Consider the following 24,903-nt stretch of genomic DNA (forward strand, 5'->3'; position numbering starts at 1 on the left):
TGCGGGGCTCAGTCGGCCTCTGCAATGCGGGTTTGCCAACGGGATATCCGCTGGCGCAGCTGAGTCTCATCAATGGTGGTGAGTTGGCGATCCCGCAACAGCGGGCGGCCTGCCACCCACGTATCGCTGACCTGGTGACGACCCACGGCATACACCAGATGAGAGACAGGATCGTAAACGGGCTGACTTTCCAGTTCCCCCAGGTTGACGGCGACCATGTCCGCGCTCTTGCCCGGGACGAGGGAGCCGATTTCATCTGCCAGGCCCAGGGCCCGGGCACCGTTGAGGGTGGCCATGCGCAGCGCGGTGTGGGCGGGCAGGGCGGCGGCGTTGCCGCTGACGCCCTTGGCCAGCAGGGCGGCGGTGCGCATCTCGCCAAACATGTCCAGGTCGTTGTTGCTGGCCGTGCCGTCGGTGCCCAGAGCCACGTTCACACCCGCCTCCACCAGGGCCTGCACAGGGCAGAACCCGGAGGCCAGCTTCAGGTTGGATTCAGGGCAATGCACCACATGGGTGCCGGCGTCGGCCAGATGGGCGATCTCCCCGGTTTCCAGTTGGGTCATGTGCACGGCCATGAGGTGGGGGCCGGCCAATCCCAGCTGCGCGAGGCGCTCCAGGGGATGGACGCCAAAGCGGGCCTTGGATTCCTCCAGTTCATGAGCCGTCTCGTGCACGTGCATGTGCACGGGCATGTCCAGTTCCGCGGCCAGGGTGGCCAGGCGCTTGAGGGGTTCATCGGCCACGGTGTAGGGGGCGTGGGGGGCAAAGCAGAACGACAGCAGGCCCTCGCCCTTGTGACGGTCGAAGATGTCCAGGCCCTTGTCGATGTACTCGGAGGCCTGCGACGCCCAGGCGCTGGGAAAGTCGATGACGATCAGGCCGATGGCAGCGCGGATGCCCACTTGGCCGCTCACCTGAGCGGTGGTCTCCGGGAAGAAATACATGTCGTTGAAGCAGGTGGTGCCACCGCGCAGCATCTCTGCCGCTGCCAGCAGGGTGCCATCATGGACAAAGTCCTCGCCGACGAAACGCCCCTCGGCGGGCCAGATATGGTCCTGCAGCCAGTCCATCAGCGGCAGGTCATCGGCCAGCCCGCGCAGCAGGGTCATGGGGGAGTGGGTGTGGGCGTTCACCAGGCCGGGGATCAGGGCATGCTGATTCAGGCGTCGATGGGTCTCGCCGTGATAGCGCGACTCTGCTTCCGCCGTGGGTAGCAGGTCCAGGATGCGACCTTCGTGAACCACCAGGCTGTAGCCTTCCAGCACCGTATCGTCCGGTTCTACTGGCACGATCCAGCGGGGGGTGATGATCTTGTCGACGCTTTGCATCCGCGCAAGATAACGATTACACGAGGGTTGGACAAGTATTCAGCCTGGAGCGGGCTGTGGCACGGGGCGGCATATCCTGGCAAAGTACGCGGCTACCCACCGCCAACCCGACATGTCATGAGCACACACACGCACGACTCCATTCGCGCGGTCCAGTGGACCGGTACCCACCTCAGCCTGCTGGATCAGCGTCTGCTGCCCCATGAGAGCGTCTATCTGGAAACGGATAGGGCCGCGGCAGCGGCCGATGCCATCCGTGACATGGTGGTCCGCGGGGCCCCGGCGATCGGTGTGACGGCTGCCTACGCGGTGGTACTGGCTGCGCGCCGCGCCTGGTCCGAGGATGGTCAGGACTGGCGCGCGGCCATGGCGGCCGATCTCAAGGCCCTGGCGGACTCCCGTCCCACGGCGGTGAACCTGTTTTGGGCCTTGGAACGCATGGGGCAGGTGATGGCAGGGCTGCCCGATGGCCAGGACCCGGAGCCCGCCCTGCTGGTGGAGGCCGAGCGCATTCACCAGGAGGACGTGGATGGCAACCGGCACATGGGGGATCTGGGGGCGGCCCTGTTGCAGGACGGGCGGGATGTGCTCACCCATTGCAATACCGGTTCACTGGCCACGGGTGGCTATGGCACGGCCCTGGGGGTCATTCGCAGTGCCTACGCCCAGGGGCGGGTCAAGCATGTCTATGCCGATGAGACCCGCCCCTGGTTGCAGGGCGCACGCCTGACTGCCTGGGAGCTGGTGCAGGACGGGATTCCCGTGAGTCTGATGTGTGAGGGGGCGGCGGCCAGCCTGATGCGCGAGGGTCGTGTGGGTTGGGTCATTGTTGGATCGGATCGGATTGCCGCCAATGGCGATGCGGCCAACAAGATCGGCACGTACGGTCTGGCGGTGCTGGCCCGTCATCATGGGGTGAAGTTCATGGTGGTGGCGCCCACCACCACCATCGACATGAATGCGCCCAGTGGTGCAGAGATTCCCATTGAGGAGCGCGGCCAGGAGGAAGTGCTGGAACTGGCTGGTCGCCGTGTGGCTGCCCCGGGAGCCGCCGCCTGGAATCCGGCCTTCGACGTAACCCCGGCAGGGTTGATCGATGCGATCGTCACGGAGCGTGGGGTGGTGGAACAACCCAATGCACAGAAGATGAAGGCGCTATTCGCGGCCGACTGAGCCGAGGATGACACAACCGAGGGCTGGCAATGCCAGCCCTCTTCACTGCTGCCCCTCTCGCCAATGTGGTATCATCCGGCGTTTGTTTCAGTCCTTCCATGTTAACCACAGCGCCCCGAGACTGAATGGTCGAATTCGCCAAAGAAATCCTGCCCGTCAACCTGGAAGACGAGATGCGTCAGTCCTATCTGGACTACGCCATGAGCGTCATCATCGGTCGAGCTCTCCCGGACGTGCGCGACGGGCTTAAACCGGTGCACCGTCGGGTGTTGTACGCCATGCGCGTGCTGGGCAACGATTGGAATAAGCCGTACAAGAAGTCCGCCCGTGTGGTGGGTGATGTCATCGGTAAATACCACCCCCATGGGGACTCGGCCGTGTACGACACCATCGTGCGCATGGCTCAACCCTTTTCCATGCGCTACATGCTGGTGGATGGACAGGGCAACTTCGGCTCGGTGGACGGTGACGCCCCGGCAGCCATGCGATACACGGAAGTGCGCATGGCGCGGATCGCCCATGAGCTGCTGGCGGACATCGACAAGGAGACGGTGGACTTTGTCGATAACTACGACGGTTCCGAGACCGAGCCCTCCGTTTTCCCCACCCAGCTGCCCAATCTGCTGATCAATGGGTCGGCCGGTATTGCCGTGGGCATGGCCACCAATATTCCGCCGCACGGCCTCACCGAGGTGGTCAACGCGTGTGTGGCGCTCATTGACACCCCGGATCTGGGCGTGGAAGGCCTGATGGAGCACATACCGGGCCCGGATTTTCCCACGGCCGGCATCATCAATGGCGACCGGGGCATCCACGAGGCGTATCGCACCGGACGCGGGCGTATCCATGTGAGGGCCCGCTCCCATGTGGAGACCGACGAGTCCACCGGGCGCAACAGTATCGTGGTGACGGAACTGCCGTATCAGGTGAACAAGGCCCGCCTTCTGGAGCGCATTGCCGAACTGGTGAAGGACAAGAAGCTGGAGGGCATCAGCGAACTGCGGGACGAGTCCGACAAGGATGGCATGCGCATGGTGGTGGAGCTCAAGCGCGGCGAAGTCCCTGAGGTGGTGCTCAACAATCTCTATCTGCACACCCAGATGCAGAATGTTTTCGGCATCAACATGGTGGCCCTAGTGGACGGGCAGCCGCGCTTACTGGATCTGAAGCAGATTCTGGAGGCCTTTTTGCGCCATCGGCGCGAAGTGGTCACCCGCCGAACCATCTTCGAACTGCGCAAGGCCCGTGAGCGGGCTCATGTGTTGGAAGGTCTGGCTGTGGCTCTGGCCAACATCGACGAGATCATTGCCCTGATCAAGACCTCCGGCAGTCCGGCGGAGGCCAAGGAAGGACTGTTGGGGCGTCTCTGGGCCCCAGGTGTGGTGCAGGACATGCTGGATCGTGCCGGTGCCTGGGCATCGCGACCCGAGGAGCTGGCCAGCGAGTTCGGATTGCAGGAAGGCGGCTATCGGCTTTCCGAGGCGCAGGCACAGGCCATTCTCGACCTGCGACTGCACCGCCTGACCGGTCTTGAACAGGATAAAATTGTCAACGAATACCGTGAATTGCTGGGGCGTATCGAGGAGTTGCTGGAGATCCTGTCCAGCCCTGGGCGCCTGATGGAGGTGATTCGCGAGGAGCTGGTCGCCATGCGCGATCAGTATGGGGACACGCGCCGCACCGAGATCCTCAGTCATCACCAGGATCTCACCCTGGAAGACCTGATCACCGAGGAAGATGTGGTGGTCACGCTCTCCCATGCCGGTTACGCCAAGTACCAGCCCCTGACAGCCTACCGGGCGCAAAAGCGCGGTGGGCGGGGCAAGACCGCCACCACCTTCCGTGACGAGGACTTCATCGATCGTCTGGTGGTGGCCAATACCCACGATACCATCCTGTGCTTCTCCAGCCGTGGCAAGGCCTACTGGCTCAAGGTATATGAACTGCCCATGGGGAGTCGTGCCGCTCGTGGACGGCCCATGGTGAACCTGCTGCCCCTGGAAGAGGGGGAGCGCATCAACGCCATCCTGCCGGTGCGGGAGTATCGGGAGGACATGTATGTGTTCATGGCCACCAGCAGCGGCATCGTCAAGAAGACGCCTCTGGTGGACTTTTCCCGTCCGCGCTCCAACGGCATCATCGCCGTGGGTCTGCGCGAGGACGACTGGCTGGTGGATGTGAAGGTCACCGACGGGCACCAGGATGTCATGCTGCTCAGTTCTGCCGGCAAGGCGGTGCGGTTCAGCGAGGACACCGTGCGGGCCATGGGGCGGACGGCCAGCGGTGTGCGTGGCGTGCGCCTGGGCTCGGATCAGCAGGTGATCTCCTTGATCATTGTTGACCAGGGCAACATCCTGATCGCGACCGAGAATGGCTATGGCAAGCGCACCTCGCCGGAGGAATTCCCCCTCCATGGTCGAGGCGGCCAGGGCGTGATCGCCATTCAGACGGGAGGCCGCAACGGTGCGGTGGTGGGGGCCACGCTGGTGGGAGACGACGATCAGGTCATGCTCATTACCAATGGTGGCACCCTCGTACGCACGCCGATCGGCGATATCCCGGTCCTGGGGCGCAATACCCAGGGCGTGCGCCTGATACGCCTTGCCGATGATGAAAAGCTGGTAGAACTGGCGCGGGTCGAGGGCCTCAATGGCGACGATAACGAAAGCGGCGATGACAGCAGCGACGATGCCGAAGACGGCGAATCATCCCCGGATGACGCCTCCTGACCTGATTCCCGCGAAATCAATCTGTCCGTGATCCAAACCAGGAGTGAAACATGACACGTGTTTATAACTTCAGCGCCGGCCCCGCCGTGCTCCCCGAACCGGTGCTGGAGCGCGCCCGCGCGGAAATGCTCGACTGGAATGGCACCGGCATGTCGGTGATGGAAATGAGTCACCGCGGCAAGGCCTTCGTGTCCATTGCCGCCCAGGCGGAACAGGATGTGCGTGACCTGCTCAAGGTGCCGGACAACTACAAGGTCCTGTTCCTCCAGGGCGGTGCGTCGGGTCAGTTTGCTGCTGTCCCCATGAACCTGCTGCGAGGCAAGAAGCAGGTGGATTACGTGAACACCGGTTCCTGGTCCAAGAAGGCCATCTCCGAAGCCAAGAAATATGCGGATGTGAGTGTGGTGGCCACCAGTGAAGGGGACAACTTCACGCATATCCCCGCCTTCGAGACCTGGCAATGCAACCCTGAGGCAGCCTACCTGCATTACACCCCCAATGAGACCATTGGTGGAGTGGAGTTCCATTGGGTGCCCGAGACGGGTGATGTGCCGCTGGTGGCGGACATGTCCTCGAATATCCTCTCCCGCCCCATCGATGTCTCGAAATATGGCGTGATTTACGCTGGTGCCCAGAAGAATATCGGTCCTGCCGGTCTGACTCTGGTCATCGTTCGGGATGACCTGATGGGTGATCCCATGCCGGGCCTGCCCAGCATCCTGGATTACAAGATCCAGGCGGATGCGGATTCCATGTCCAATACCCCGCCCACCTATGGCTGGTACCTGGCGGGTCTGGTCTTCCAGTGGCTCAAGGAGTTGGGTGGTCTGGAGGCCATGGAACAGATCAATCGCCGCAAGGCGGAGAAGCTCTATACCGCCATCGATAACTCTGCCTTCTATCACAACCCGGTGGAGGTGTCGGCCCGCTCACTGATGAATGTGCCCTTTACCCTGGCGGATGCCGAACTGGATGGTCTGTTCCTCAAGGAGGCCGAGCAGGCGGGGCTCACCACCCTCAAGGGGCACCGTTCCGTGGGCGGCATGCGCGCCAGCATCTACAACGCCATGCCGGAGGCGGGCGTGGATGCCCTGGTGGAATTCATGGTGGACTTCGAACAGCGCAAGGCCTGACATGTACAAGATTCTCACGCTCAATAATATTTCCCCCAAGGGCCTGGACCAGTTCGGTCACGAGCACTATGAAGTGGCCTCGGAGATGTCGCAGCCCGATGCCATCATGGTGCGCTCGGCCAACATGCACGACATGGAGATCCCGGCCAGCCTCAAGGCGGTGGGACGCGCTGGTGCCGGCGTGAACAACATACCCATTGATGCCATGAGCGAATGTGGCGTGGCGGTATTCAATGCGCCGGGTGCCAATGCCAATGCCGTCAAGGAAATGGTGTTGGCAGGGATGCTGCTGGCAGCGCGCAATATCTGTCAGGCCTGGGATTATGCCCGGCACCTGGAAGGGGACGATGCCGGTGTGCACAAACAGGTGGAGGCGGGCAAGAAACAGTATGCCGGCTTCGAGTTGCCCAGCCGCACCCTGGGTGTGGTGGGTCTGGGGGCCATCGGCGTTCAGGTCGCGAACGCGGCTCGCGCCCTGGGCATGCGGGTAGTGGGCTACGATCCCCACATGACCGTGAACCGTGCCTGGCAGCTGGACGCTGCGGTGGAACAGGCGGTGAGCGTGGATGACCTGCTCAGCCGCTGCGATATGGTCACCTTCCATGTGCCCCTCAACGACTATACCCGCCACCTGATCAATAGTGATCGCCTGCACAACATGAAGCGTGGTTCCGTGGTCCTCAATTTCGCCCGGGATGCCATCGTCGACGAGCAGGCGGTGCTGGCAGCGCTGGCCTCGGGACAGTTGCACGCCTATGTATGCGATTTCCCCAGCAACGGTCTGAAGGGGCAGGACAAGGTGATTGCACTGCCGCACCTGGGCGCGTCCACCCGTGAGGCGGAAGAGAATTGTGCCGTCATGGTGGGAGAGCAGTTGCGGGATTACCTGGAGAACGGCAACGTGCGCAATTCGGTGAATCTGCCCGAGATCATGCTGCCGCGCGCGGGCAAGGCACGCCTGGCCGTGATGAACCGCAACCGCCCGGATATGGTGGGGCAGATCTCCCATGTCCTGGGCCAGAGCGATATCAACATCGTTCACATGATGAATGAATCCCGCAATGGCATTGCCTACAATCTCATCGATGTGGAGGATGAGATTGATGAGGAAGCTGCGCGGGGTATCGCGGGTATTGATGGCGTGTTGCGTGTGCGCGTCCTCTAACAGGGCCGAAACGGCGGGGCAGGTTGATTGATGAGTGCCGGGGACGAGACAACGCTCGCTGATATCCGTCAGCGTATTGATTCGCTGGATGCGCAGATCATGGCGCTGATCAGCGATCGTGCCGCCTGTGCCCAGGAAGTCGCCCGTATCAAGCGGGAGGCCGATGCCCAGGCGGAGTTCTATCGGCCGGAGCGCGAAGCCCAGGTGCTTCGCCGCATTCATCAGTCCAATCCTGGCCCTCTGGACAGCGAGGAGATGACCCGTCTGTTCAGGGAAATCATGTCTGCCTGCCTGGCCCTGGAACAGCAGTTGTCGGTAGCCTTCCTGGGTCCGGAGGGCACCTTTACCCAGGCAGCGGCCCTGAAGCATTTTGGCCATTCCGTCAGGACCGTGGCCATGAGTGCCATCGACGAGGTCTTCCGGGAGGTGGAATCCGGCACCGCACACTATGGTGTGGTGCCGATAGAGAACTCCACCGAAGGCGTGGTCACGCACACCCTGGATCGCTTCATGCAGTCTCCCTTGAGTATCTGCGGTGAAGTGGAACTGCGGATTCATCACCACCTGCTGTCTGCTGAGAGGGACCTGGCTCAAGTGGAGCGGGTGTACTCCCATCAGCAGTCACTGGCTCAGTGCCGGGAATGGCTGGACGCGCGCCTGGGCCACGCCGAGCGCGTTGCCGTGAGCAGCAATGCCGAGGCCGCGCGGCGTTCGGCTCGCGAACCGGGTACCGCGGCCATTGCCAGCGAGGCGGCGGCGGAGTTGTATGGCCTGGGTGTGCTCTCTGCCAATATCGAGGACTCCCCCGACAATACCACGCGTTTTTTGGTGATCGGTCCACGTTCAAGCGGGCCATCAGGTCATGACAAGACCACGCTGCTGCTGTCCGCGCGCAATCGTCCGGGCTCCCTGTTTGCGCTTTTGTCACCCTTTGCCAATAACGACGTCAGTCTGACACGCATTGAATCCCGTCCGTCCCAATGCGTGAACTGGGAGTATGTCTTCTTCATCGACATCGTCGGACATACAGCCGAGGCGCCGGTATCCAAGGCGCTGGACGAACTGCGGGAGGCGGCGGAGTTGGTGAAGGTGCTGGGCTCCTATCCCAAGGCAGTGCTTTAGTTCTGGCCATCGGTAGCCAGATCGCTCCCAGGGGAAGGGGTTCTCATCGACATCATCAGGAGAGAGTATGAGTTGTGATTTTCAGGCCCTGGCTAACGCCGGGGTGCAAAAGCTGATGCCCTATCAGCCCGGCAAGCCGGTGGAAGAGCTTGAGCGGGAGTTGGGCATCTCCGAGAGCATCAAGCTGGCCTCCAATGAGAATCCCCTGGGCCCCAGTCCTCGCGCTGTGCAGGCCCTGGGAAGTCTGCTGGATCAGTTGGCGCAATACCCGGATGGCAATGGCTTTGCCCTGCGTAGCCGCCTGGCGGAAAAGCTGAGCGTGGAGGCGGAATGCATCACCCTGGGCAATGGCTCCAATGACGTGCTGGAGCTCATTGCTCGCGCCTATCTGGCACCGGGTCGCAGCGCGGTATTCTCCGCTCACGCCTTTGCCGTGTACCCCCTGGCCGTGCAGGCCGTGGGCGCGGAGGCCCGCGTGGCGGCCGCGAATGCACCGGACCATGCCATGCCCTGGGGGCATGATCTCTCCGCCATGGCGGATCAGGTGACCGAGTCCACCCGCGTGATTTTCGTGGCCAACCCCAATAATCCCACGGGGACCTGGGTCGATGGTGAGAGTCTGCATGATTTCATTGCCGCCCAGCCAGCCGATACCCTGGTGGTGGTCGACGAAGCCTATTGCGAGTATGTGGAGGAGCAGGACTATCCGGATACCACGCGATGGCTGAGCGAATTCCCCAATCTGATCGTGACCCGGACCTTTTCCAAGATTCACGGTCTTGCCGGACTGCGCATGGGCTATGCTGTATCTCATCCGCAGGTGGCGGATATCCTCAACCGGGTGCGCCAGCCCTTCAACACCAACAGTCTGGCCCAGGCCGCCGCCCTGGAAGCCCTGGATGACGAGGCCCATGTGCATCAGTCCGTGCAGGTGAACCGTGAGGGGCTGGCGCAACTCACTCAGGCCTTCAATGAGCGTGGCCTGGGTTACATCCCTTCCGTCGGTAATTTCATCTGTGTGGATGTGGGGAGCGACGCTGAGCCCGTCTACCAGGCGTTGCTTCACCAGGGGGTGATCGTCCGGCCCGTGGGCGGCTACGGCTTGCCTCAGCATCTGCGCGTCACCGTGGGGCGCGCCCATGAGAACCGGCGTTTCATTGACGCCCTGGACCAGGTACTGAACCGGTGATTCGTCGTCTGACCATATTCGGGGTGGGCCTCATCGGAGGCTCACTGTCCCTGGCGCTTCGAGCTGCGGGCACCTGCCAGGAAGTGGTGGGTTGCTCCCGTTCGGAAAATCATCTGCGGGAGGCCAAGGAACTCGGTGTCATCGATCGCTACACCCTGGACCCGGTCGAGGCCGTGAAGGGTGCGGACATGGTGGTGCTGGCCGTACCACTTGGGGCCATGCGCGGCGTTTGCGAGGCCATCCGCGGTCATCTGGCCCCGGATGCTTCCCTCACGGATGTGGGCAGCGCCAAGGCCAGTGTCGTTGAAGCGGTGCGCGAGGGGTTCGGCGAAATGCCCCTGGGGTTCGTCCCCGGGCATCCCATCGCGGGTACCGAGAAAAGCGGCGTGTCGGCGGCCTTTCCCACCCTGTTCCATGAGCGACGAGTGATCCTCACCCCCCTGGAGACCACCGATCTGGGCGCCCTGGCCCGGGTACGAACCATGTGGGAAGAGGCGGGTGCAGTGGTGGAGACCATGTCCGTGGAGCACCACGACGAGGTCCTGGCCGCCACCAGCCATCTACCTCATCTGCTGGCCTTTGGTCTGGTGGACAGCCTGGCACGCATGGGCGAACGGGAGGAGATCTTCCGTTATGCCGCCGGCGGTTTTCGGGATTTCACCCGGATTGCTTCCAGCGACCCGATCATGTGGCGGGACATCTGCCTGGCCAATCGCGAGGCCATCCTCAAGGTGATGGGGCGCTACCAGGATGATCTGGGCATGATTACCCGGGCCATCGAAGCGGGCGATGGTGATGTCTTGCTGGAGATCTTTCACCGTGCCAAGGGTGCCCGTGACCGTTTCTGCCCATAATGGCAGGATCCATGATCCATTCAGTTTTCACGACCGAGGGCGACCTGATATGCCCGACATGACCGGGGTGAGCCGCCGCGGAGGAGAACAAGCATGACTGACCCACAGGATGTGACACTGCGGGTGGAGCCGGGCGGCCGGTTGCAGGGCTGTTGCCGGGTGCCGGGGGACAAGTCCATCTCCCATCGTGCCATCATGCTCGGGGCCCTTGCCGAGGGAGACACCCGCATCACCGGATTCCTCGAGGGTGAAGACTGCCTGGCGACGTTGAAGGCCTTCCGTGCCATGGGGGTGGAGATCAAGGGCCCCGAACACGGGGAGGTCCATGTGAGCGGTGTCGGTCTTCATGGCCTCAAGGCCCCCCAGAGGCCCCTGGACGTGGGGAATTCCGGAACCTCCATGCGCCTGATGGCCGGCCTGCTCTCCGGGCAGGCCTTTGACTCCATCCTGACCGGTGATGCCTCGTTGACGCGCCGCCCCATGCGCCGGGTGACCGAGCCCCTGGCCCGCATGGGCGCCCGCATCCGTACCAGTGATGAGGGTACGCCGCCGCTGCACATCCAGGGGAGGGCATCACTTCAGGGTGTGGACTACCGCATGCCGATCGCCAGTGCCCAGGTGAAGTCCAGCCTGTTGCTGGCAGGACTGTATGCCCAGGGGCAGACCTGCGTGACCGAGCCGGCCCCCACCCGCGACCATACCGAACGCATGCTGTCCGGTTTTGGCTACCGGGTGCAGCGCCACGATGGTTGCGTGTGCCTGCGCGGCGAAGGGCGTCTCCAGGGCGGGGCGATTGATGTGCCGGCAGATATCTCCTCGGCTGCCTTTTTCCTGGTAGGGGCCAGTATCGCTGCGGATTGCCAGTTGCGGCTGGAGCACGTGGGCATGAATCCCACGCGCACCGGCATCATCGATATCCTCAGGCTCATGGGGGCCCATATCCAGGTGGAGAACCCCCGCGAGGTGGGGGGCGAGCCGGTGGCCGATCTGCGGGTGCAGTCGGCCCCGCTGCGCGGCGTGCGAATCCCTCCCGAGCTCGTGCCCCTGGCCATTGATGAATTCCCGGCCCTGTTCGTGGCCGCGGCCTGCGCCCAGGGCGAAACCGTGCTGACCGATGCCGAGGAATTGCGGGTCAAGGAAAGCGACCGGATTCAGGTGATGGCCGAAGGTCTGAACACCCTGGGTATCCAGGCCCGGCCCACGCCCGATGGTATCGTCATTGAGGGCGGGTCGTTCACCGGCGGCACCGTGAACAGTCACGGTGATCACCGGGTGGCCATGTCCTTTGCGATGGCGGGCCTGCGGGCTCAGGCGCCCATCCGGATACTTCACTGTGCCAACGTGAACACTTCATTCCCTGGGTTCGTGGACCTGGCGGCGCGCATGGGGCTTCATATTCAACAGCAGGATATTCAACAGCAGGAGGGTGGGGCATGAGTGTGCCTGTCATCGCCGTGGACGGGCCGAGCGGTTCGGGCAAGGGCACCATCAGTCGCCAGGTAGCCAACAGGCTGGGCTGGGGTTTTCTTGATAGCGGCGCCTTGTATCGCCTGGTCGCCCTGGCTGCGCTGCGTCGTGCCTTGCCCCTGGATGATGCCGATGCCCTGTTCGATCTGGCCCGCAACCTGGATGTGCATTTCGATGCCGGGGGGGCGGAGGGCCCGGGAGTCTTCCTGGACGGGCAGCGCGTGTCCTCGGAATTGCGCACCGAGGCCTGTGGTGATGCTGCCTCCCAGGTGGCGGCGCTGCCACCGGTGCGCGAGGCCCTGCTGGCCCGTCAGCGGGACTTTCGCGTGGCGCCCGGGTTGGTGGCTGATGGCCGCGACATGGGAACGGTTGTCTTTCCCGACGCGCAGTTAAAGGTCTTTCTTACAGCCAGTCGTGAAGAGCGTGCCCAGAGACGTTACAAGCAGTTGATGGAACAAGGACTTAGTGCTAACCTTCAGTCCCTTTTAGACGAGCTTGCCGAGCGTGACCGGCGTGATACAGAGCGGGTTGTGGCTCCGCTCAAACCGGCGGAAGATGCTGTCGAGGTGGATTCCACCCACATGAGCATCGACGCGGTGCTCGATGAGATACTCTCATTGGCGGCCAAGCGCGGCTTAAGTACCGTCCCCGGCAGGTAGGCCAGGGATCTTTTAAAAACAACCGGTTTGCAAAGGGACTGATTGCAGACCTTAATCATTGCAGGTTCAACTAACCCATGACAGAAAGTTTCGCGCAAATGCTCGAGGAGAGCATGGCCAGCACCCAGATGCGGCCCGGCTCCATCCTCCACGGCACCGTCATCGATATCCGCAACGACATGGTTGTGGTGAACGCCGGTCTGAAATCCGAAGGTGTGATTCCGATCGAGCAGTTCTACAACGACAAGGGAGAAGTCGAAATCCAGGTGGGTGACGAAGTGGAAGTCGCCCTGGAAACGCCCGAAGACGGCTTCGGCGAGACCCGCATGTCCCGCGAGAAGGCCAAGCGTGCCAAGGCCTGGGAACGCCTGGAAGAAGCCATGGAGAAGGACGAGACCATCTCCGGCATGATCAGCGGCAAGGTCAAGGGCGGCTTTACTGTCGAACTGGGCGATATCCGTGCATTCCTTCCCGGCTCGCTGGTGGACGTTCGCCCCGTGCGCGACACCGCCTACCTGGAAGGCAAGGAACTGGAATTCAAGCTCATCAAGCTGGACCGTCGCCGCAACAACGTCGTGGTATCCCGCCGTGCCGTGGTGGAGAAGGAATACAGCGCCGAGCGCGAGGCCCTGCTGCAGAACCTGCAGGAAGGCATGATGCTCACCGGTATCGTCAAGAACCTCACCGACTACGGTGCGTTCCTGGATCTGGGTGGTATCGACGGCCTGCTGCACATCACCGACATGGCCTGGAAGCGGGTCAAGCACCCCTCCGAAGTGGTCAACATTGGTGACGAAATCAACGTCAAGGTGCTCAAGTTCGATCGCGAGCGCAACCGTGTGTCCCTGGGCCTCAAGCAACTGGGTGAGGATCCGTGGGAGAACATCACCCGCCGTTACCCTGTGGGCACCCGCCTGTTCGGCAAGATCACCAACATCACCGATTACGGCTGCTTCGTGGAAGTGGAAGACGGCGTCGAGGGTCTGGTGCACGTCTCCGAGATGGACTGGACCAACAAGAACGTCAACCCCGCCAAGGTGGTGACCGTGGGCGAGGAAGTGGAGGTGATGATCCTCGACATCGACGAGGAACGTCGCCGGATCTCCCTGGGCATGAAGCAGTGCCAGCCCAATCCCTGGGACGAATTCGCCGCCATGCACAACAAGGGCGAGAAGGTCACCGGCGTGATCAAGTCCATTACGGACTTCGGTATCTTCGTGGGCCTGGATGGTGGCATCGACGGTCTGGTTCACCTGTCCGACCTGTCCTGGAACATGCCCGGCGAAGAGGCTGTGCGTAATTTCCGCAAGGGCGAGGAGATCGACGCCGTGGTCCTGTCCGTGGATCCCGAGCGCGAGCGCATCTCCCTGGGCCTGAAGCAGCTGGACAAGGATCCCTTCTCCAACTTTGTGGCTGAACACAGCAAGGGTAGTATCGTGAAGGGCGTGATCAAGGAAGTGGACGCCAAGGCGGCCATCATTGATCTGGGTGACGGCGTGGACGGTGTGCTGCGTGCCTCTGAACTCTCGCGGGATCGCGTCGAGGATGCCCGGACCATGCTCAATGTGGGTGACCAGATCGACGCCAAGTTCGTTGGCGTGGATCGCAAGAACCGCACCGTGAGCCTGTCCATCAAGGCCAAGGAAACCGACGAAGAGCAGGAAATGATGCAGGACTACAGCAGTTCTTCGGTCGCTACCACCTCCTTGGGCGATATCCTCAAGGAACAACTGGCCGGCAACGATTCAGACAAGAAGTAATCGGGAGGGCACCAAGCACGCTGGAGCCAGGGAGGGCTCCATCGGGCCTCTGACTCCGCGCTCGAGGGCACCCGGCGAACCAGCCAGGGATTGTCATGGTGGTGTAACGTGCAACAGGGCAGAACGATGACGAAATCGGAACTCATCGATATACTAGCTCGCAAACAAAGCCATCTCGCGTACAAAGATGTCGAGCTGTCTGTGAAGACCATCCTCGAACAGATGAGCCAGGCCTTGGCGACTGGGGATCGCATCGAAATCCGTGGTTTCGGAAGTTTTTCCTTACACTTCCGCCCGCCGCGGGTGGGGCGCAATCCGAAAACGGGGGAGACGGTGTCTCTTCCCGGGAAGTACGTGCCCCATTTCAAGCCTGGAAAGGAACTGCGGGAGCGGGTGAACGAGCCGGAAAAGCCTGACAAGGTGGCGATCCGCTGACGTGGCAACAACCAATGTCCACAATCGGGAATGCAGCCCATGAGTCGATTGATACTTATCTTGTTTGTTATCGTAGCCGTTGTGCTGGGAGCCAGCTTCACGGTCATTAACGCGGGGGACGTGGGTGTCAACCTGTACCTGGAAACCTACCAGGTGCCCCTGTCCATCGTGGTGTTCGTGAGTCTTCTGCTGGGGGCCGTCCTTGGGGGGTTGGCCACGTCTGGTATGGTGATGAGTCGAGGCCGTGAAGTGCGCCAGATGCGCAAGCGCTGCAAGCGTGCCGAAGACGAGATCGCCAGACTGCGCCAGTTGCCCAGTAGCGGTAAGGTGTAAGCCTGCATGCTCGAACTCCTGTGGCTGCTGCTCCCGGTAGCAGCGGCTTCGGGATGGCTGGCAGCGCGACGTACCCAGCAGGGGGCTGATACCCCGGGGCGGAGCGCTGCTTTTTCTTCCGAATACATCCAGGGTCTCAATTACCTGCTCAGTGAGCAGTCGGATCGTGCCCTGGAGGTGTTCATCGATATGGTGGAGGTCGATCCGGAAACGGTCGAGACTCACCTGATTCTGGGCAGTCTATTCCGTCGACGTGGCGAGGTGGACCGGGCCATCCGGATACACCAGAACCTCATGGAACGCCCCAGTCTCGAACCGGCCCAGCGGGCCAACGCCCTGATGGAGCTTGGGCGTGACTACATGAAGGCCGGCGTGCTGGATCAGGCGGAACACCTGTTCAAGGAACTGGTCGGGCTGGGCTATCTCCAGGCAGAGGCGTACAAGCGTCTACGATCCCTCTATGAGCAGGAGAAGGACTGGCCCCAGGCGATATGGGCCAGCGAACAACTCTGCGAATTCTCCAGTGAACCCCAAAACCGTCGCATCGCACACTACCATTGTGAATTGGGTGAGTTGGCGCGTGCACGAGGGGATGGCGCTGAAGCGGGGCGTTGCGCTCGCAGGGCGCTGAGCTTTGACCAGCACTGTGCGCGGGCCAGCATCCTCATGGGTGACCTGGCGCGTGAAGAAAATCACCCGCACCTGGCCATCGAGCACTATAGCCGGGTCATGCGACAGGATGCCGGGTTTGTCCCGCTGGTACTGGATCAGGCCCGGGATGCATTCCAGACGTTGGGTGATACCGAGGGCTACGAGAGTTTTCTGCAGTCGGTGCGCGAGAATGACACCTCGGTGGGATCGGCGCTGGCGCTGGTGCGCCTGCTTCACAACCGGGACCAGCGGGAGCCGCTGGATCAGTTGTTGACTGAGGAAATGGGCCGAGACCGCGTCCCTTTGCGGCTGGTGAAGGAATACCTGCTCATCATGTCGGCGCGGGGCGAGGCCGGTGATAACGATGCGCTGGATAAGGTTGCACGTGCCCTGGAAGCCTTTTTGCGGGAACGGCCCCAATTTGGCTGTGTACGTTGTGGTTTTCAGTCCCGTAACCATTTCTGGCATTGTCCAGGCTGTCATGCTTGGGGCAGTATCCGCCCACTCGAGCGCCCCCAGGTCTCCCGCCCCGAAACCTCGCTCACACCGCCGGCAGGCACTTGAAGCGCCCACAACTTATCCCTTAACTGAGCCCCCGCTACCGCCATGCTGACTGAAAATACGGATCCTCGCATCATCATCGCCCTGGACTTTCCCGACGCGGATTCAGCGCTGTCTTTCGTGAAACCACTGGATCCTGCATTGTGCCGTCTCAAGGTGGGCTTCGAGTTGTTTGTGGCAGCGGGTCCTGCGCTGGTGGAGGCCTTGCAGGCCCGAGGTTTTCAGGTATTTCTGGATCTTAAATTTCACGATATTCCCAATACCGTGGCGAGCGCCTGTCGCGCGGCCGCGGCCCTGGGTGTGTGGATGATCAACGTCCATGCCGGTGGGGGGCAACGCATGATGGAGGCGGCACGCGAGGCTCTCGAAGGCGGTGTGGACCGGCCTTTGCTGATTGCCGTGACGGTACTCACCTCCATGGATGACGCGGAGTTGGGAGCCTGTGGCATTGGTCGCGGGGTGGATGCGCAGGCACGCTTCCTGGCCCGGTTGACTCAGGAAAGCGGCCTGGATGGTGTGGTGTGTTCTGCCCGTGAGGCCGCCGCGCTGCGAGAGGATCTGGGCGCGGCATTTCTCAAGGTGACGCCGGGAATTCGCCCCCGCGGTAGCGAGGCCGGTGATCAAAAGCGCATCGTGACTCCGGCGGATGCCCTGCGTGATGGAGCTACGCACCTGGTCATTGGTCGTCCGATTACCCGGGCACAGGACCCGGCCACCGTGCTTGCGGACATCCATGGGGAGTTGGCAGCGGTCATGGAGGCTTGAAGAACTCGTCAACTCGGGTAAGATAGCTCGGGTGAGTCACAGGATGGCAGGACAGACTGGCTCACCTCAAACCATGGATATGCCAAGGAGGCAATTGGTCATGAAGAAGCATCTCTCCGTTTTTATCCTGTTTTTTCTTTGCACGTTCACCGCGGGCGGTCTGCATGCGGGCGACACCGTGGACATCAATCAGGCGGACGCCCAGGCCTTGTCAGAAGCGTTGCAGGGCGTGGGTCCAGCCAAGGCACGGGCCATCGTGGAGCACCGTGAAGCGCATGGCCCGTTCCGGTCGGTGCATGAACTGACGCAGGTGCCCGGCATCGGTGCTCGGACTGTGGAGATCAATCTGGGCGCCATCACCCTGGACGAAGATGTGACCGTTTCACAATAATCCCCGGAACCCGTCTCCCAATGAAAAGGACCCAGGGGCAGCATCGCTGCCCCTTGTCTTTTTGTGGGGCAGTCACGCATGCTTCGACTACCACTCAACTGGACGCTGAAGACTCATTATGCACAAGAAGATACGCAAGGCTGTCTTTCCCGTGGCAGGCATGGGAACGCGTTTCCTTCCGGCCACGAAGGCCAATCCAAAGGAAATGTTGCCGGTGGTGGATAAGCCGTTGATCCAGTACGCCGCCGAGGAGGCCGTTGCGGCCGGGATTGATGTGCTCGTGTTCGTTACCGGCCGTAACAAGCGCTCCATCCCCGATCATTTCGATAAGGCTTATGAGCTGGAAACGGAATTGGAGGAGCGCGGCAAGGAGAAGATGCTGGAGATCGTCCGCAACATCCTGCCACCGAATGTCACCTGTGTGTACATTCGTCAGGCCGAGGCCCTGGGTCTGGGGCATGCGGTGGGCTGCGCCCGTCCCGTGGTGGGGGATGAACCCTTTGCCGTGATCCTGGCCGATGACCTGATCGATGGGGAGGGGGGAGGATCTGCCCTCAGGCAGATGGTGGACGTCTACGAGGAGTATGGCTGCAGCATCCTGGGTGTGGAAGATGTTCCTGAGGACGAGACTCACAAGTATGGCGTGGTGAGCCCGGAGCGGGTGTCCGATCGCCTCTGGGATGTGAAGGCCATTGTGGAGAAGCCGGCCCCGGCCGATGCCCCCTCGAACATGGCGGTGGTGGGTCGTTACATTCTCACGCCCCGCATTTTCGATTTGATCGAAAACACTGGCAAAGGGGCGGGGGGCGAGATCCAGTTGACGGATGCCATCTCCGATCTGCTGAGTGAGCAACGCGTGTTGGCACAGCGCTTCAAGGGCACCCGCTATGACTGCGGCAGCAAGCTGGGCTATCTCCAGGCCACGGTGGAATATGCCCTCAAACACCCGGATTTGGCCGACGACTTCCGTGGCTATCTGCAAAATGACGTGTGCAAGCGTCTCCTGGGCTGACGTTTCGCCGACAGGGCCGTGTCCCGTCTCAAGCCGTTGCACCGTCAGTCCAAGGACACTTCCCATGAGCGCCATCGGGCAATCCTGACGTGAACTGGAGTCAGTTCAGTCGGTTCCGCCGTCCTCGACAGCAGGACGGCGTCTCCCTGGGGCGGGCCGGTAATGAGAAGGTGGAGCGCGTGACGCGCGCCGTCCGGCGCGTGCGTGTCTCCCGTAACCTGCTGAAAATCGTCTGGACTGCTGGCCCAGTGACAGGACTGGGCCTCTACGGGGGGTACTACATCGGCTACGGCCATGCGCCCTCCACTCAGCTGTTGACCTATTTTGTGAGCTTCACCGTCCTCTCGGGCCTGATTGGTCTGCTGGCTACCATTGTTTACGACAGCACCCACGGGGTGACCAAGGAGCAGGCCCGGGCGGATGTACTGGAAACCATCGACATCCTCGGCGATCTCATCCTCGCCGTGCTGGATCTCTCCATGGAAGGCTTCGAGCCGGATGTGCTCCGGCGCGAGGCAGCCGTTCATCTGTTGCAGCGGGTGGATCTGTCACCGGATGGAGTGGCCTTTGCCTGTGAGGAGCTGACTGGTGACCAGGCATTGGGCCAGTGTCTGGCGCATATCGACCATCTGCGTCGGGCGGGTCTGTACAGTCGCATCCGTGGCCTGCATCGGGAGCAAGGAGAGCGCTTCGACAAGGCCTTGTCAGACTTGCAGCCGGTAGCCCCCATCGCGGCTTCCATTCTGCGCGAGCGTTACATGGGCGGGGCGCCCAAACTGCAGCAGGGCACACCCAGGGACGAGTTTTTCCTGGAAAGGGTGATGGCGGCCATTGAAGAGGACAATCCTCTGTTGATGACGGCGACTGATGTGGAATCCATGCTCGTGTTGGCCTTTGAACTGATCAATGGCCGAGAGATTCCCATGCTGCTGTTCAGTTACAGTGGCAAATGGCGCCTGGCAGGGGCGCTGGACCGACTCGAGGAACAGCGCAGCCGCTATCGCATTGCCCAGGCGGCGGGCGGTAATCGCATCCGCGCGTTGGCCTCCTGGCTGGTGGAAGTGGAAGCGCTGCCCTACGAGGAGGTGCCCGAAGGGCTGTCAACGCCGGTTCTGGTGGAGCGTGTCCTCAAGGCGCTGGATGGCATCACACGAGACCTGGCTGACCTCAGCGCCCGGGCCGACAATCTCCCCAATGGTGTGACCTTGGGTGATGTGCGGCGGCAAGGTGACATCCTCGCCAACGCTGTACGGTTGTACCGCATGGCTCACGAGGCCTTCAAGGATATTGGCCGTGTGCACGCGGAATTTCTCAAGGCGGCAGAGGAATGGGAGCGGATCGTGGCACGCTCTGGCGAGGAATCCGGTCAACTGCGCCTGGGACCGGGCAGCAAGGGGCTGCGCATTGTCGAGAAGGTGATCAGTCTGGACGAGGATGCCCGGGAGGCATTTTGCAGCCACATCGTCAATTATCTGCATGGTGAACACCTGGAGAAACGAGGACGGCGTTTCTTCACGCGTCATGAGGGCCGCCGTCGCGCACTGACATTGGAGGGGGGACGTCAATTGGCTGTGGAAGTGGCCTTGGCACTGGAGCCGCATGTGCAGCTCTCCCGTGCCGAGGTGCAGCGAGGCGTGGGTGCCACCAATGCCAGTTACCTGGGGGGATTGGAGCCGGGGATGAGTGCACAGGAGAAACGCGCCCTGGGTGAAGCCATGGCTCAGGATGTGGAACAGGACATGAGCCAGGCCGCAGAACGGCTGGCCCTGGCCTTGGTAAAGCACTACCGGGTTCAACTCACGGAGGACGCCCGTGAGTTTCTCACGGAGACCTATGGGGCGCGGGAGCAGGTACTGAGCATGATCTCTCAAAGCAATGCCGAGGAAATGCCCCGTATGAATCTGCTGAGCCAGCGCCCACCAGTGGTGCCGGCACCCCGACGCAGTTGGTACCGTGCCTTGGCTCGGGCCCGCCGCATCCTGCCATGATCAAGGGAGTGAGCGGCGGTCTCCCGCCTGTTTTGGCACAGGCGTGTCAGCGAGGGCCTCATCGTGCATGCATCTACAACAACTGTCCATCGTTGAAAGTCGTCAGCCCACCAGTATAAACCTCCCGAAACACCGGCAGGTGGCTTCGAGGGAGAACGCTCCAACTTGGTGTTCATCTGTGGCTCAACTTCCTGCCACCTTCAGGGGGCGCCGTTCCTCCAGCACCTCAACCAGCTTGCCCTCGGGTTGAGGTGGCGTTGAAGGCCCCGCGTATTCAGGTACCAGTCGCCCCAGTCGCTCGCGAACCTCGGCCTCGTCCTGGCGCTGACAGGCCGTGCGCAGGTGGGCCAGGTGATCCTCCAGCCACGGGCCCTGGATGCAACGTGTCTGGGCGCGCATGATCTTGGCGTGCCCGGTGCCAACCAGGTTCTCATCACAGTGGAAGAGTTCTTCGAAGAGCTTCTCGCCCGGTCGCAGGCCCACGTACTGGATCTCGATATCCTCGTCCGGCTCCTTGTCGTACAGGCGAATCATCTCTCGGGCCAGATCATCGATCTTCACCGGCTCGCCCATGTCCAGCACGAACACCTCGCCACCTTCCCCCATGGCCGCCGCCTGCAGGATCAGGCTGACCGCCTCGGGGATGGTCATGAAAAACCGGGTGATGTCCGGGTGCGTGACCGTGACGGGCCCGCCCGCCTCGATCTGCTTGCGGAACAGGGGCACCACCGAACCGGCCGAGCCCAGCACATTGCCAAAACGGGTGACGATGAAGGCCGTCTTCGAGCGATCATGCAGGGCCTGGCAGCACATCTCCGCCGCCCGCTTGGTGGCCCCCATCACATTGGTGGGGTTCACCGCCTTGTCGGTGGACACCAGCAGGAACTTCTCGGCCTCGAACTCCGAGGCCAGGCCGGCCACGGTGGCGGTTCCCAACAGGTTGGTACTCAGGCCCTCCACCGGGTTGTGTTCCACCAGGGGCACATGCTTGTAGGCCGCCGCATGCAGCACCACCTGAGGCCGAAAACGGCGGAAGATGTCGCGCATCCGCCCCTCGTGGCGTACATCCCCGATCAGTGTATGCAGCCGATCCGCCGGGATGAGCCGCTGGATCTCCTGATCCACCGTGTACAGGTTGAACTCGGCGTGATCCACCATGATCACCTGGGCCGGTGCGTAATGGCACACCTGCCGGCACAACTCCGAACCGATGGACCCGCCGGCCCCGGTGACCAGCACCCGCTTGCCATCCACAAACTGGCGGATGATGCTGTCATCCAGGCTGATGGAGTCGCGTCCCAGTAGGTCCTCGATACGGATGTCCCGGAGCTGGGCTACGCTGGAGACCCCCTCGGCAATCTCGCTCACCGAGGGCAGGGTGCCGCAGCGCACCTGTTGGTCATGGCAGGTGTCGGCCACCTGGCGCATCACCTGGCCCGGCGCCGAGGGCATGGCCAGCAGTACCACGTCCACCTTGAGCCGTGAGACGGTGGCTGCCAGCTGCGTCAAAGGCCCCAGGATGCGCACACCGTGTAGTTCCCGGCCCCATTTCTCGGGGGCATCATCCAGCAGCCCCACGGGTGAATAATGGTCATCCTTGAGCAGGTCCCGCACGAGCATGTCCCCGGCGCGGCCGGCACCGATCACCAGGGCGCGCTGACCGTCCTCGCGAGCCAGCTTCAGGTTGTGGTCCTTGAGCCAGCGATACAGCAGCCGCGGACCGGTCAGGCCCATGGTGAGGAAGATGGGAAACAGCACGATCGCCGTGCGCGGCACACCCTCCACGCGCAGGAAAAAGACCAGGGCGGCAACCCCCATGGCCCCGGCGGATACCGCCTTGAGGATGCGCATCAGATCGGGCACCGAGGCAAAGCGCCAGATGCCCCGATACAGGCCAAAGGCCCAGAAGGCCACCGCCTGCACCCCGACGGCCAACGGCGCCAGGGTGAGAAAGCCTTCGTAATCCGGCGGCGTCATCAACCGGAAGTTGGCATGAGCCCAGTAGGCCAGCAATAAAGCCACCGGAATCCAGGCAAGATCGTGCGCAAACGCCCCCCAACGCTTGAACGAATGCCTCCATAGCTGTCCCGATTCAACCTGCATGAACACTCCCTTTGATGCCCCTGTGCAAACGTCCTGAGTTTAACCTAATCCTGGGTGCGAAAAAGGGGACGGATTTATTTTCCCGCCGCTTTTGGCGGCGGGAAAATAAATCCGTCCCCTTTTTCGCTACGCCTGGGTGATGGCGCCTTCCGGCACGGTGGTGCGCACCGACTGCTGCATGATGTTGAGCAAGACGATAACCCGATCCTGGCCACTATGGGACTGGAACAGGGCCTCATGGCCGGCGAAGGGGCCATCAACGATGCGAATGGCCTGATTGCGTTGATAGCGGCTGGCGCCGGTAAGATCCACCCAGCCGTGGTCCTTGTCCTCGCGCTGGTGGAGATCTTGAATGATCTCGTCAGGCAAGGGGGTGGGGTAGGTGCCAAAACGCACCAGATCCAGCACACCTCGGGTGGAGCGGATGGGGCTCCAGTCACCCTGGGTGGCGTCCAGGTGGATGAACAAATAACCCGGGAACAGTGACTCGATACGATGAGTCACACTGTTACCCCGCCGGCGTCGCATGCGGGCGAGGGGGCGATAGACCTCATATTCCTGATTGCCGAGCTGCATCTCGGCCCGCTCGTCCTCACGGGGTTTGCAACGGACGACGTACCACTGCTGCATGTAACGACCTGAAGTCTGCCTTGACGGGTGCGGACCCGATCATACCGAACAAAAGCCACCATGATAAACTCCCCGCTGCGTCACCTCTCTTCATTTCTTTTGCCGTGATAAACCTGCACCGGCAGGACGTTTCACTCTGGAGGCCAGCATGGCTACCGATCAGCGCCTGAGGCTCCCGGTGGGAATTCAGACCTTCTCCGAGATCCGCGACGGGGGCTACTACTACGTCGACAAGACGCCGGTGATCGAACGCCTGATCCAGCAGAACAAATACTACTTCCTCTCCCGCCCCCGACGTTTCGGCAAAAGCCTGCTGCTGGACACCCTGCGCTGCCTGTTCGAAGGCCGCAAGGCTCTGTTCGAAGGGCTCTACATCCATGATAAATGGGACTGGCAGACCACCCATCCGGTGATCCGCCTGAGCTTTGGCAGCGGCGTGATGCAAAGCCGCGCCGAGCTCGATGTTCGCATTCGTTACCAGCTTGACTCCACTCGCCAGGCGCTGGGCTTGCCCCCGCCTGCGGACACGGACATCGCAGGCGAGTTCACCGATCTGATCAAGGCGGCACACCGCCAGCACGGGCAAAGACCCGTCATCCTCATCGATGAGTACGACAAGCCGATCCTGGACAACCTCCGGGACCCGGAACGCGCCCGCGAGCTGCGCGAGGGCCTCAAAAACCTCTACAGCGTCATGAAAGATGCAGACCCGCATTTGCACTTTGTCATGCTCACCGGTGTTTCAAAGTTCAGCAAGGTCAGCCTGTTCTCTGGGCTGAACAATCTCAACGACATTACCCTGGATGCCCCGTATAGCACGATCTGTGGCTATACCGATGCGGACATCGACACCGTGTTCGCCCCGGAGCTTGCCGGGCTTGACCGTGACGCCATCCGTCAGTGGTATAACGGCTACCGTTGGGGTGGGCGAGGCATCACCCCCGTGTACAACCCCTTCGATGTACTGCTGCTGTTTCAAAAGCGCCAGTTCGGCCCCTACTGGTTCGAATCCGCAACCCCCACGTTTCTTGTGGATCTGCTCAAAGAGCGCGGCGTCTTCACTCCCGCACTCACCGCCTGGCACAGCCGCCCGGCACTGCTTAGCCGTTTTGATGTGGACGATATCTCCACTGATGCCCTGTTGTTTCAGACGGGCTACCTCACCCTGAAGAATATCCACGAAGAAGTCCCCAACCGACCGCTCTACGAACTGGGCCTGCCCAACCAGGAGGTGGAGACGAGCCTCAACGAAGCCTTGCTACCGGTGCTGGGCGTCAGTCACGCCATCTTCGATGAGCTGGTCATCCGGTTGCCGCGCTTGCTCAAAGCCACTGACATGGCAGGCCTTGAGGCCCACATGAAGGCCCTCTACGCCGGCCTGCCCCACGACTGGTATCGCAATAACCCCATTGCCCAATACGAAGGCCACTACGCCAGCGTCTTCTACAGCCACTT

The 24,903-nt window shown here is 62.0% G+C and carries 21 protein-coding genes; 18 read left to right on the forward strand and 3 right to left on the reverse strand.

Annotated elements, in window-relative coordinates; genetic code table 11:
- Positions 1 to 8: 8 nt before the first annotated feature.
- A complete protein-coding gene (locus BMY52_RS02480; protein ID WP_090250377.1) occupies positions 9 to 1,328 on the reverse strand; it encodes a TRZ/ATZ family hydrolase in 1,320 nt (439 codons plus the stop codon).
- A 117-nt stretch (positions 1,329 to 1,445) separates the two neighbouring features.
- Here BMY52_RS02480 and mtnA point away from each other — a divergent pair, with 117 nt between their 5' ends.
- From mtnA to BMY52_RS02565, 17 genes are all read left to right on the forward strand, one after another.
- Positions 1,446 to 2,501: an S-methyl-5-thioribose-1-phosphate isomerase gene (gene mtnA / locus BMY52_RS02485; protein ID WP_090250380.1), complete on the forward strand. Its 1,056-nt coding sequence runs from the start codon at positions 1,446 to 1,448 to the stop codon at positions 2,499 to 2,501.
- A gap of 125 nt (positions 2,502 to 2,626) precedes the next feature.
- Entirely contained in the window at positions 2,627 to 5,230 is a 2,604-nt protein-coding gene (gyrA, locus tag BMY52_RS02490; protein ID WP_090250382.1) for a DNA gyrase subunit A, read from the forward strand.
- A gap of 50 nt (positions 5,231 to 5,280) precedes the next feature.
- Complete coding sequence (gene serC / locus BMY52_RS02495) at positions 5,281 to 6,363, forward strand: 3-phosphoserine/phosphohydroxythreonine transaminase (RefSeq protein ID WP_090250386.1); 1,083 nt, start codon at positions 5,281 to 5,283, stop codon at positions 6,361 to 6,363.
- Between the two features lies 1 nt (position 6,364).
- Positions 6,365 to 7,528, forward strand: a complete 1,164-nt coding sequence (locus BMY52_RS02500) for a phosphoglycerate dehydrogenase (protein WP_090250388.1) — start codon at positions 6,365 to 6,367, stop codon at positions 7,526 to 7,528.
- A gap of 30 nt (positions 7,529 to 7,558) precedes the next feature.
- The gene (gene pheA / locus BMY52_RS02505) at positions 7,559 to 8,650 is read left to right on the forward strand and encodes a prephenate dehydratase (RefSeq protein ID WP_090250391.1); all 1,092 of its coding nucleotides are present in this window, start codon (positions 7,559 to 7,561) and stop codon (positions 8,648 to 8,650) included.
- Between the two features lie 67 nt (positions 8,651 to 8,717).
- Positions 8,718 to 9,839, forward strand: a complete 1,122-nt coding sequence (hisC, locus tag BMY52_RS02510) for a histidinol-phosphate transaminase (protein ID WP_090250393.1) — start codon at positions 8,718 to 8,720, stop codon at positions 9,837 to 9,839.
- Complete coding sequence (locus BMY52_RS02515; RefSeq protein WP_090250396.1) at positions 9,836 to 10,693, forward strand: prephenate dehydrogenase; 858 nt, start codon at positions 9,836 to 9,838, stop codon at positions 10,691 to 10,693. Before hisC ends, BMY52_RS02515 begins: the two co-directional genes overlap by 4 nt.
- A gap of 93 nt (positions 10,694 to 10,786) precedes the next feature.
- Positions 10,787 to 12,130 (forward strand): 3-phosphoshikimate 1-carboxyvinyltransferase, encoded by a 1,344-nt coding sequence (aroA, locus tag BMY52_RS02520; protein ID WP_090250398.1) that lies wholly within the window; start codon positions 10,787 to 10,789, stop codon positions 12,128 to 12,130.
- Positions 12,127 to 12,819, forward strand: a complete 693-nt coding sequence (gene cmk, locus BMY52_RS02525) for a (d)CMP kinase (RefSeq protein WP_090250401.1) — start codon at positions 12,127 to 12,129, stop codon at positions 12,817 to 12,819. Before aroA ends, cmk begins: the two co-directional genes overlap by 4 nt.
- A 77-nt stretch (positions 12,820 to 12,896) precedes the next feature.
- Positions 12,897 to 14,579 carry a 30S ribosomal protein S1 gene (gene rpsA, locus BMY52_RS02530; protein ID WP_090250404.1) on the forward strand — a complete coding sequence of 561 codons (1,683 nt, stop codon included), beginning with the start codon at positions 12,897 to 12,899 and terminating at the stop codon, positions 14,577 to 14,579.
- A 108-nt stretch (positions 14,580 to 14,687) separates the two neighbouring features.
- Positions 14,688 to 15,014: an integration host factor subunit beta gene (locus BMY52_RS02535; RefSeq protein ID WP_158407551.1), complete on the forward strand. Its 327-nt coding sequence runs from the start codon at positions 14,688 to 14,690 to the stop codon at positions 15,012 to 15,014.
- 60 nt (positions 15,015 to 15,074) lie between these two features.
- The gene (locus tag BMY52_RS02540) at positions 15,075 to 15,347 is read left to right on the forward strand and encodes a lipopolysaccharide assembly protein LapA domain-containing protein (RefSeq protein ID WP_238627508.1); all 273 of its coding nucleotides are present in this window, start codon (positions 15,075 to 15,077) and stop codon (positions 15,345 to 15,347) included.
- Positions 15,348 to 15,353: 6 nt separating this feature from the next.
- Entirely contained in the window at positions 15,354 to 16,562 is a 1,209-nt protein-coding gene (lapB, locus tag BMY52_RS02545) for a lipopolysaccharide assembly protein LapB (protein WP_090250409.1), read from the forward strand.
- Positions 16,563 to 16,604: 42 nt separating this feature from the next.
- Positions 16,605 to 17,324 (forward strand): orotidine-5'-phosphate decarboxylase, encoded by a 720-nt coding sequence (gene pyrF, locus BMY52_RS02550; protein WP_090250412.1) that lies wholly within the window; start codon positions 16,605 to 16,607, stop codon positions 17,322 to 17,324.
- A gap of 100 nt (positions 17,325 to 17,424) precedes the next feature.
- Positions 17,425 to 17,715 (forward strand): ComEA family DNA-binding protein, encoded by a 291-nt coding sequence (locus BMY52_RS02555; RefSeq protein ID WP_090250414.1) that lies wholly within the window; start codon positions 17,425 to 17,427, stop codon positions 17,713 to 17,715.
- Between the two features lie 118 nt (positions 17,716 to 17,833).
- On the forward strand, positions 17,834 to 18,727 hold the full coding sequence (gene galU / locus BMY52_RS02560) for a UTP--glucose-1-phosphate uridylyltransferase GalU (protein ID WP_090250416.1): 894 nt from the start codon (positions 17,834 to 17,836) through the stop codon (positions 18,725 to 18,727).
- A gap of 89 nt (positions 18,728 to 18,816) precedes the next feature.
- Positions 18,817 to 20,715, forward strand: a complete 1,899-nt coding sequence (locus tag BMY52_RS02565; RefSeq protein WP_090250418.1) for a coiled-coil domain-containing protein — start codon at positions 18,817 to 18,819, stop codon at positions 20,713 to 20,715.
- A gap of 183 nt (positions 20,716 to 20,898) precedes the next feature.
- On the opposite strand, the gene BMY52_RS02570 is transcribed toward BMY52_RS02565, so the two are convergent.
- Together BMY52_RS02570 and rfaH are read right to left on the reverse strand one after the other, a co-directional pair.
- Entirely contained in the window at positions 20,899 to 22,818 is a 1,920-nt protein-coding gene (locus BMY52_RS02570; RefSeq protein ID WP_090250421.1) for a polysaccharide biosynthesis protein, read from the reverse strand.
- A gap of 126 nt (positions 22,819 to 22,944) precedes the next feature.
- Entirely contained in the window at positions 22,945 to 23,448 is a 504-nt protein-coding gene (gene rfaH / locus BMY52_RS02575) for a transcription/translation regulatory transformer protein RfaH (protein ID WP_090250423.1), read from the reverse strand.
- Positions 23,449 to 23,596: 148 nt separating this feature from the next.
- On the opposite strand from rfaH, the gene BMY52_RS02580 reads away from it, so the two are divergent.
- A partial coding sequence (locus BMY52_RS02580; protein WP_090250426.1) for an ATP-binding protein occupies positions 23,597 to 24,903 on the forward strand: 1,307 nt, incomplete at its 3' end.

Origin of the sequence: Ectothiorhodospira marina (assembly GCF_900109495.1) — a bacterium.
Classification (GTDB): domain Bacteria; phylum Pseudomonadota; class Gammaproteobacteria; order Ectothiorhodospirales; family Ectothiorhodospiraceae; genus Ectothiorhodospira; species Ectothiorhodospira marina.

Bases quoted from the DNA above. Each gene is read 5' to 3' on its own strand.
- BMY52_RS02480 (WP_090250377.1), bottom strand. From the start codon at position 1,328: ATGCAAAGCGTCGACAAGATCATCACCCCCCGCTGGATCGTGCCAGTA.
- pheA (WP_090250391.1), top strand. From the start codon at position 7,559: ATGAGTGCCGGGGACGAGACAACGCTCGCTGATATCCGTCAGCGTATT.
- BMY52_RS02570 (WP_090250421.1), bottom strand. From the start codon at position 22,818: ATGCAGGTTGAATCGGGACAGCTATGGAGGCATTCGTTCAAGCGTTGG.
- rpsA (WP_090250404.1), top strand. From the start codon at position 12,897: ATGACAGAAAGTTTCGCGCAAATGCTCGAGGAGAGCATGGCCAGCACC.
- aroA (WP_090250398.1), top strand. From the start codon at position 10,787: ATGACTGACCCACAGGATGTGACACTGCGGGTGGAGCCGGGCGGCCGG.
- serC (WP_090250386.1), top strand. From the start codon at position 5,281: ATGACACGTGTTTATAACTTCAGCGCCGGCCCCGCCGTGCTCCCCGAA.
- mtnA (WP_090250380.1), top strand. From the start codon at position 1,446: ATGAGCACACACACGCACGACTCCATTCGCGCGGTCCAGTGGACCGGT.
- hisC (WP_090250393.1), top strand. From the start codon at position 8,718: ATGAGTTGTGATTTTCAGGCCCTGGCTAACGCCGGGGTGCAAAAGCTG.
- cmk (WP_090250401.1), top strand. From the start codon at position 12,127: ATGAGTGTGCCTGTCATCGCCGTGGACGGGCCGAGCGGTTCGGGCAAG.
- lapB (WP_090250409.1), top strand. From the start codon at position 15,354: ATGCTCGAACTCCTGTGGCTGCTGCTCCCGGTAGCAGCGGCTTCGGGA.
- BMY52_RS02500 (WP_090250388.1), top strand. From the start codon at position 6,365: ATGTACAAGATTCTCACGCTCAATAATATTTCCCCCAAGGGCCTGGAC.
- gyrA (WP_090250382.1), top strand. From the start codon at position 2,627: ATGGTCGAATTCGCCAAAGAAATCCTGCCCGTCAACCTGGAAGACGAG.
- galU (WP_090250416.1), top strand. From the start codon at position 17,834: ATGCACAAGAAGATACGCAAGGCTGTCTTTCCCGTGGCAGGCATGGGA.
- pyrF (WP_090250412.1), top strand. From the start codon at position 16,605: ATGCTGACTGAAAATACGGATCCTCGCATCATCATCGCCCTGGACTTT.
- rfaH (WP_090250423.1), bottom strand. From the start codon at position 23,448: ATGCAGCAGTGGTACGTCGTCCGTTGCAAACCCCGTGAGGACGAGCGG.
- BMY52_RS02555 (WP_090250414.1), top strand. From the start codon at position 17,425: ATGAAGAAGCATCTCTCCGTTTTTATCCTGTTTTTTCTTTGCACGTTC.